This window comes from Pseudoalteromonas sp. BSi20480, assembly GCF_000241365.1.
In the GTDB taxonomy this organism is placed as follows: Bacteria; Pseudomonadota; Gammaproteobacteria; order Enterobacterales; family Alteromonadaceae; genus Pseudoalteromonas; species Pseudoalteromonas marina.
Genome location: NZ_BADX01000137.1, coordinates 75,579 through 81,720, shown reverse-complemented (window position 1 = coordinate 81,720; position 6,142 = coordinate 75,579). Strand labels below are relative to the sequence as shown.

The 6,142-nt window shown below is 36.7% G+C and carries 3 protein-coding genes and 1 tRNA gene; 2 read left to right on the top strand and 2 right to left on the bottom strand.

The features are described from left to right. The first annotated feature begins 69 nt into the window (after positions 1–69). Positions 70–146, top strand: a tRNA-Val gene (locus P20480_RS05290). A gap of 287 nt (positions 147–433) precedes the next feature. Here P20480_RS05290 and P20480_RS05295 read toward each other — a convergent pair. Further along, a complete protein-coding gene (locus P20480_RS05295) occupies positions 434–2,149 on the bottom strand; it encodes a glycoside hydrolase family 9 protein (protein WP_008131352.1) in 1,716 nt (571 codons plus the stop codon). A gap of 77 nt (positions 2,150–2,226) precedes the next feature. Beyond that, positions 2,227–4,740 carry a glycoside hydrolase family 3 protein gene (locus tag P20480_RS05300; RefSeq protein WP_008131351.1) on the bottom strand — a complete coding sequence of 838 codons (2,514 nt, stop codon included), beginning with the start codon at positions 4,738–4,740 and terminating at the stop codon, positions 2,227–2,229. Between the two features lie 596 nt (positions 4,741–5,336). Between P20480_RS05300 and P20480_RS18500 the strand changes: the two genes are divergently transcribed. After that, positions 5,337–6,140, top strand: coding sequence for a helix-turn-helix domain-containing protein (locus P20480_RS18500; protein ID WP_008131349.1), 804 nt, complete (start codon positions 5,337–5,339; stop codon positions 6,138–6,140). The last annotated feature ends 2 nt before the right edge of the window (positions 6,141–6,142 follow it).

The following is a 6,142-nucleotide window of genomic DNA, read 5'->3' as shown; positions in this document are numbered from 1 at the left end:
AAATTCACTCAGTCGTACCAAATTTATTCTGATTTATTGAATAAGTTATATTTAAGAACCTCAAATTGTACGACTGTAGCTCAGTTGGTTAGAGCACTACCTTGACATGGTAGGGGTCGGTGGTTCGAATCCACTCAGTCGTACCAATTCAAAAAATATAAACTCAAAAAAAGCACTACCCACTCTTAATAACCCGGTCCAAGGGTCAGTAACTCAAATCCACTCAGTCGTACCAATCCAATAAATAATAAACTCAAAAAAAGCACTACCCACTCTTAATAACCCGGCCCAAGGGTCTGTAACTCAAATCCACGCAGTCGTACCAATTCAAAAAATATAAACTCAAGAAAACCTTCTCCCTACTTTTATAGCGCTTTCCTTGGGTCAATAAATAGAATCAACTGAGTTGTGCAAATTAAAACTTATAAAGTTGCTAGTCAGAGAGCGCACCAAGTACATACACAAGTGGCGCATTCCAATTAATCGCAACCTCGTTAGTTGAAAAGCTACACCAATCGTCAACGTATGATTTTGCTGGCTCATTGAATAAGTAGTTACAATTATCTTGTTGTCCTGAATGAGGGCCACCTACAAGCATTCCTGGTACAGGTGCAACAACATTATCACTGTGTGAAATTCGATGATGTGGATACAAAGGTGTTTTAGTGCCAAACCCAGTAACAAAAGAGTACCCCGTAGGGTTTCGCCCTAATACATAATCGACAAGTCCATGAGCTGCATTTTTATAATCGTTATTTTTATTTATCTGAGCGGCTTGTAGCAAAACCATCGCTTTATTTAACGCGGCTGAGTTACTCCCCCATACAAAGTCTGATTTTTGCATAGCAACATTGTATGGACTGCTTTTATGTTGGTTTAAATATATGTCAGCTAAGTCATTTTGCTTTATTTTAAGGGCTTCGTATTCTTGTTTAGACAATAAGTCCTTTGCTTTAAACAGCAAACTACTCAAAGAAAGGTACGATACATTTCGCCACGCTGAAGCCACGTAATCAATATTTATCTCTTTATAAATAGTGTAAAAGTTTTTATTTTTAGTGGTTATAAATAACTCTGCAGCGGCCCAAGCAAATTCATCCTTTAAATAATGATCTCCATATTCACCACTTTTAATATCACTTGGTTGCTCATAATATTGTGTTTGGTTTAAAAGCGCCCAACGCCATGCTTTTATGGCTGCATTTGAATATTGCTTACTCTTATTGGGGTAGTAAGGTTCAATTACCCGGCTAGCCATGGAAAGCGTAGCTGCAAAATTAAGGCTTGCTGCTGTTGATTTCCCTATCATTAAGCGTGGACGTTGATCTTCATGTGGCATTTCATTCCCTGGCCATTCACGAGTGGTTAGCTTATGATATACACCCCCATCATCGCTTTGCATAGTGATCAGCCATTCAAGATTCCATAGGGCTTCGTTTATAATATCAGGAACGTTATCTTCAGATTCAGGTATGTTTAGGGTTTGTTTTTTATAAACATCAGGGTAATGTTCAAACGCTGCAAGCAGTGTATAAGTGCTAATACCTGAGTTAACAACATACTTGCCATAGTCGCCTGCATCATACCATCCTTTTTGTGAGTCTATTCGTTTGCCTTTGTACCTTGGCTCAGCAGAGGGATGATAGCCAATAATGTCATCTTTATGACCCATTGGTCTTGCATAAATTCCCGCGAACTTCTCTTCAATAGGAGTACTAGAGCGGTTCAAATAATAATATCTTAAAGCGGCTTTACTAAGTGAATCATAAACATCATCACTAATTCTAAATAATGAAGAATCTGCAACACCCTTTACACGCAAAAAATAGTGACCCGAAGTGACAACTTCAGAAAAATCGGCAAGCTTGTGACCATCATTGCCAGAAAGAGTCCATATTTTAGCTGCGCTCAACTGAGCGGTATAAACCACCTTGTTCGTTTTCGCATTAATTACATCAAATTGCGAAGCTGTTACGTTCGGTATTGCAGCAATTTTTTCACTTTTATTTAAGTAGCCTAATTGATTAATTGCAATTTGCTGATTTGAGGATAACTTACTTAATTTACTAGGATTTTTTTTTACTAATACCGAGCAAGAGGTCAGAGCAAGCACATTCAGTAGCAGTAACGATAAAATAAGATGTTTCATATGACCCTTTCGTATAAATAATGTCGAAGCAAAAAATAGAGCACTTGCTATTGAGTTATAATAAGTGCTCTTGTTTATTATTCACTGCACTTTAAAGTGGCCATTTTTTTCGCATTGGGTTCAAATTGAACATTAGCAATTCGTATTTTAGCTGCGCCTTCGCTTGTTAACACAAAGGGGGCACTCGAGCGTTCAAACTCCACTCCACTTTTAGCAAAGCATAATAAATCTATAGAAACGGTATTCCAGGTGTTCAATTTAAACTCTTTTAGCATGGGCGAAATATTCAGCTCTGCGCATTTACCTTTTGCGCATCCCATTTGAACATAAAGTTCATTTCTAGGAGGGGTTTCGACTCTCACATCAAACGTTAGCGCGCTTTTATTGATCAAATATTGAGATAGATCTTCTCGGTACCAGGATGAGCTAATCAGTACAGAAGCATTATTAGCACCACTCCACGTGAATTCTTTTGCATCACCTTGAATATTTTTATCGGCTTCAATCATAGTTAAGCCTTTAATATTTCCTGATGGCGTGTGAATGTCTTTTGTTTGTCCACCCGACTGCAATTGATAATTCCAGTCCCCTTTCGCTCTTCCTTGCATTATTTGATAAGGGGTGTTGACAGGTGTTTCAAAAATAAAGTCATTCTTTGTACTTAATTTATTAAGCATCACATTATCTTTATAGGTTAACCCAAATCCATATGCAAAAAGTGGATCATAGTTTTCATCGTAACGATTTAATACAACTTGTGATGCATATTTAGGCCATGAAAAGGAAAGCTTACCTTTAAAATCAAATTGAATATTGCCCTCATTATCTTTAAACAAAACATCAGCTACACCAACACCTTCACTACCAGGTAGCCAAGCTGCTACAAACGAATCTGATGCATTGATTTCTCTGTTTACCCATAAAGGTCTGCCCGATAAAAACACCGATACAACTTTTATACCTTGTGATTTTAATGACTCGATTAATTTGGCGTCACGGTGAGAATGAGCCTGATAAGCAATTGATTTTAGATCGCCAATCCACTCTGCATACGGATTTTCACCAAACACAACAATGGCAACATCTGGTTTTACATCAAAACTACCATCAGGGCTTAGCACTGCATTGCCGCCCGCTTTGTTTACCGCTTGCTTTATACCATCAAAAATTGACGTTCCCCCTGGAAAATCAGATTTAACATTACCTTCGCCTGTCCAGTTAATTGTCCAACCACCCGTTTGCTTACTCATATTTTCAGCACCATCACCCGCAATTAATACCTCACTATTTGGGTTAAGTGGTAAAAGGTTATTATTATTTTTCAACAACACTAACGATTCTCTAACTGCTTGCCTAGCAATTGCTTTGTGCTCAAGAGCACCTAATAACTGTTTTTGGTTAGCATATTTACGTGTTGATGGAAGCCCTTTATCGAATAGCCCCGAACGTATTTTAACGCGTAAAATACGCCTAACTGCATCGTCTATACGTTCAACAGGGATAATTCCATCTTTAACCTGCTCTACTGTATTACCTATAAAAGCCTTCCAATCTTCTACAACCATAAACATGTCTAGTCCGGCATTAACAGCCTGCGGACAGCTATCATTACTACATCCGGGTATTTTACTGTGCGAATTCCAATCACCCACTATAAAACCATCAAAACCAAGTCGCGTTTTCAAAACATCGGTAAGGAGGTATTTGCTGCCGTGTAAGCGCAAGCCATTCCACATATTATGAGAGGCCATTATACTTTGCACACCTGCTTTAAGAGCTGGCAAATATGCCGCCGCATGATTTTTAATTAAATCACTTTCACTTTCTTGGTTGTCACCTTGATCAATGCCTTGATAAGTGCCTCCGTCACCGACCCAATGCTTTGCGGTAGAGTAAATATGATCGTCATCTAAAAAGTTAGCTGTGTTTACTTTCCCCTGAAGGCCTTCAATCATCTCTTTAGCATAGCTAGCAACTATTTCAGGGTCTTCAGAATAACTTTCGTAGGTTCTCCCCCATCGATCATCCCTTGCAACGGCAAGTGTTGGGGCAAATGTCCAGTCTATACCTGCAAGTAATACTTCTTTCGCTGTTGCTTCTCCAATTTTATAAATTAAATCTGGGTTACGTGTTGCACCTAAACCAATGTTATGTGGATATAAAGTAGCACCAATAAATTTGTTATTGCCGTGTACTGCATCAATGCCATATGTAACGGGAATAGCTAAACCGCCTTGTGATGTATCCATTGAGGCTAAATAAAGCTCGTCCATAAAAGACACCCAATCAGATACACTCGCATTACGGTTATTGTGTAAAAATGTTCCACCACCATTCAAAACCGATCCTAAATGATATTTTTTTACATCTTGAGGCGTTACCCAGGTTATTTCTGCTTGTACCATTTGTCCCACTTTTTGTTCTAGTGACATTTGGCTTATTAAATGAGTAATACGTGTTTCCAACTCTGCATTTTTTTTTATTGCTGGTTCAAGAGTTGGCCAAAGTGTTATATCGTTTTTAGCAACTGTGTTAACAGACGCAAAGCTCATAAAAGAGCCAAGTAAAAATGAAGAATAAGTTAATTTCATTAATCTAATAACCTGATACTTTGTTAGTGTGGCAAACAGTTTTATAACAAATGCAGCATAATGTCGTTCAAATAGAGGTTTTAAGCGTATAAATGCACGCAATTTACTCTATTTGAACGCCCGGCTATTTCAAATATTAAAGATTATTAGATAACATACAACGACAATGAGAACACACGTGTACCAAACAAAAATTTTAATAAAGGTGTATTAAATTGTGAAAGAAGTACTTTTTAACACTCACGATCTCGCTTTAATTTTTACCATTTTTATATGCTTATCATTTAGTGTATTTTTAGTAACATTAAAAAAGGGCAATAAGCTTAGCAACTATTTACTTGCTTGCTTTTTATTAACTCAAGCTGCAATTCCTACGGATAACCTTATTAACTTTGGTGAGGCATTTCGAGCGTTTGCGTTGAGTTTATCCCCAAATCTATTTTACACATTTGGATTAGCTTTTTGGTTAGAAGTGCCTTTGCTTCTGCTTTATATCAAATCGTTAGTTAACAAAAACTATCAGCTAAAAAAACGACGATTCGCTATTATTCATACCGTTCATTTTTTATGCCGCTTATTTCACTGTTGATTGGCTTATGATAGAAAATAGCATCAAACTAGATGTACTTAAAAATGACACAATTGAAACCACAGCATTTATTGACCGAGCTATTTATTTTTTTCGGGAGTGCTTTCGATTTTCAATTAGCGTTTTATGTTTTTTAGAGTTACAAAAATACCAAAAAAACATTAAAAATGAGTTTGCAGAGCTTGAGAGTGTCGACCTAACTTGGCTTAAATTCCTTGTCATTGGTTTTTTAGTAGTACACCTAAATTCAATATTTGTCTCTTTGGGTATTATTATGTCTTACGAGATAGGTATTCTAGTAGACCATGAATTACTTGGGCTTACAGCTAATTATGCAATTCTTTTATTAATCACAAGTTTAATCTACTTTAGTGCTGGTAATTCAAGAATATTTCAGGGTATTGACGATGAACTAACAGCTGAACAGCATAAAGCACCAGATTCGTTTGAACCCGAAAAAATACAAAAAATCGAAAGCTATTTGCTACAAAATAAGCCTTATTTAAACCATTTACTCACACTTGATAACCTAGCAAGTCAGTTAAGTATGGGATCAAGAAACTTGTCATCTATAATTAATAGGCACTTTGGTAAAAACTTTTTTGAGTTTATAAATTATTACAGAGTTGAAGAAAGTAAACGGCTGTTACTTTTAGAGGAAAATAAAACAGTGACCATGTTAGACATTATGGATAAAGCAGGATTTAACAGCAAAGCAACTTTCAATACATTTTTTAAAAAACTAGTGGGCGTAACACCCACTCAATTTAGAAAAGAATATTGGGAAAGCCAAAACAAAAATTCGAGTTAAAT